This window comes from Gemmatimonas sp. (genome assembly GCF_044376735.1).
Classification (GTDB): domain Bacteria; phylum Gemmatimonadota; class Gemmatimonadetes; order Gemmatimonadales; family Gemmatimonadaceae; genus Gemmatimonas.
Genome location: NZ_JBILKJ010000257.1, coordinates 1 through 2,981 on the forward strand (window position 1 = coordinate 1; position 2,981 = coordinate 2,981).

1 protein-coding gene and 1 pseudogene are annotated in these 2,981 nt (G+C 69.3%); both read right to left on the reverse strand.

Annotation, left to right across the window (positions count from 1 at the left end; genetic code table 11):
- Nucleotides 1-789 (reverse strand): serine/threonine-protein kinase (locus ACIRA7_RS16320; protein ID WP_396221891.1); only part of this gene is annotated, 789 nt, incomplete at its 3' end.
- 547 nt (nucleotides 790-1,336) lie between these two features.
- Nucleotides 1,337-2,981: pseudogene (locus tag ACIRA7_RS16325) on the reverse strand (hypothetical protein); the annotation flags it as partial.

A 2,981-nucleotide genomic window follows, 5' to 3' on the forward strand; every position in this document is an offset into this window, starting at 1 on the left:
GCGGTCGGCCGGCAGCTTGGCCAGCGCGCGCCGCACCGCGGCGTCCACCGCCGGCGTCACGGCCTTCCGCACCAGGGTCAGCGGCTCCGGCTCGGCGCTGATCACCTTGGCGACGACCGCCTGCATGGTGGCCCCGGTGAAGGGCGGTTCGCCGGCGAACAGTTCGTAGAGCACCGCCGCGAGCGCGTACTGGTCGCTGCGGGCATCGATGGTGCGCTCGCCCATCGCCTGTTCCGGCGACATGTACTGCGGCGTGCCCAGCGACAGGCCGGTTTGCGTCATGCGCTGGCCGCCGGCCTGCTGCACCGCGAGCGCGATGCCGAAGTCGGCCACCAGCGCGTGCCCGCCCTGCAGCAGGATGTTCTCCGGCTTGATGTCGCGGTGGATGATCCCCTGCTCGTGTGCATACTGCAGCGCATCGCCAACCGCGCGCGCAATACGCAGGGCGTCGTCCACCGGCAGCTGCCGTTCGCGCTCCAGCCGGGCGCGCACCGTCTCGCCGGTGATGTACGGCATGACGTAGTACAGCAAGCCATCCGCCGCGCCGGAATCCAGCAGCGGCAGAATGTGCGGATGCTGCAGCTTGGCGGTGGTCTTGATCTCGCTCAGGAACCGTTCGGCGCCGAGTGCCGCACCCAGATCGGGGTGCAATACCTTGATGGCCACGTCGCGCTCGTGGCGGAGATCGTGCGCGAGGTACACGGTGGCCATGCCACCGGCCCCAAGTTCGCGCGCGACGCGGTAGCGGTCGGCGAGGGCGGCGGTGAGGCGTGAGAGGACGTCGGTCATGGCGTGTTAGTCGTGGCCACAGTGCGGGCGTTCACCATGTGAGGACGTCGAGACCGGGAATGTCGGCGAAGTCGTCGGGGTTCATGGTGACCACGGTGGCGCGATGCGGGGACTTCAACGACTCCGACCCCATGAACCCTCACACCGTTCATCGCGACGGCACGTCGAACACCCACACGTCGCTCTCACGGCTCTCGGTGACGAAATAGAGCGTTTCCTTCACCACGCGGATCAGGCGCCCGAAGAGCGCGGGCATGCTGGGGTCGAACTCCACGCGCGGCTCCCATCGCCCGGTGGCCGGGTCCACCTGTGGAGCGACACCACACGAACCGTCATGTTTCGGCGAGCGGTCGACATGCGGGCAATGTACCTTCGTGCCGCGCTGTTGGCAGGGGAGATGCCCCTTGAAACCACGAGCGTTTCAACGACGCTGACCCCTTGAAAGACCCCTTGAAATCACGCCCGAAAATCCGCATGTCGCGGCGCGTCATCCCGCGCGGTCGCGGTCGGCGGGGGCGGTGGTGAGAAGGACGGACGCGGTGGCGACTTACGGCGGAGTGCCGCCGGCGAGCGCCGCATCGAGCACCGCCCCGAAGCCGCGTACAACGAGCAGGCGTGGCGAGCGGACGGGGCGCACGAGCAGGAACCCGCCGTCCGGCGTCACATCGAACCCGGCGTGCGTGCCGTCGAGCAGCGTGGGATACAGCAGCGCCTCGAACTCGATGCGGGGCGCGCCCAACGGGCGCCCATTCTCCATGGCCACCGAGACCATGGCCTCCGCCTTCGCGTAGTACAACCGGCGCCCATCACGGCTCCAGATCGGCACACCGGCACCGTCGCGGTCCACCTGCACCCGCGGCCCCGGGCCGGGGAAGGGTACCACATACGCATGACGGGCGCCCCCCTCCGTGCCCGTGTAGGCGAGCCACCGCCCGTCGGGCGACAGGCGGGGGCCGATGACCTGCTGCTCCGCACCGCTGATCTGCCGCGGCGTCGTATCTCGCGTCGACCACGTAAACACCGCTTGCGTGAGGCGGCCCTGGAGACTCGCTTCGTCGTTGATGCGCCCGATGAAGGTGGCGCCGTCGGCCGCCGCGACGACCTCGTTCACCTGCCCGGTTGACCACGACGCCGGGCGATCGGCCGCGCCCTGATCCAGATCCCGGATGCGGTACGACCGGCCGCTGGTCTGCACGACCCGACGCATGAGACTCCGGCTGTCGGGCATCCACTCGGCGCGGTCATGCTGCGCGCGGTCGTCGCCCTGAATGGCGGGGGCGAACACCCCCGTGCTCCGATCCAGCACCCAGATGCTGCCGCTGAAGCCGATGTCACCCACGACCGTGACGGCCACCCGGCGCCCATCCGGGGAGAGCCGCGGGTGCAGGAAGGACAGCGTGTCGGGGACCAGCGTCCGCACCGTCCCGTCGGGCTCCCGCAGCACGAGCTGACTCAAGGCCGTTCGATCGTGATAGGCGAGGTCGCCGCCCGGCGCCAGAGCGGCATAGCCCAGGTTGAAGCCCGCGCTGAGCATCGCGATCCCGCTGCCCACCTGTACTGGCGCACCGCTCACCCGTCGGCCATCGAAGCGCTGCACGAACAGGCGCCCGCGGCGATCCAGAAAAACGAACTGGCCGTTACGCACGCCGACCGGGAAGTAAGCCGGACTCCCGATCGGCTCCGACGCGCCATCGGGGAGCGAGACGCGATGGACCTCGGCGGAATCGGTGACGGGGTCGTACACGGTGACCAGCACCGCCGACTGCCCCGGGATCGCCAGTGGCCAGTTCATCCGCCGGGAGCCGTCCGGCCGCCCGAGCGGGCGCATGGTGCCCTGGCCCAGATCGATGAGCTGCATGGCGCCCTGGGGGACCGACCCGTACACGATGACGTTGGGGGAAGGCCACGCTACACCATAGCCGCGTTGGGCAATCAGGGCGATCTTGGTCCGCAGGCCGCCCCCGAGCGGCATGCGATACAGATCGTCGCCGTCCTCGAACGCGATCGATTGGCCGTCGGGGGACAACGTCCAGTCGCCGGTGGGGGTCGCGCCGGGGATGGGGATGGCATCGGCCTCATCCAGGCGCCGCCGCATGATCTGGTTCTTCCCGTCGGGTTGTTCGACGAGGTACAGCAGCGACGTACCGTCCGGTGTGAACAGGTGCGACCGTGCTAGCAGGCTTGGGAGATTC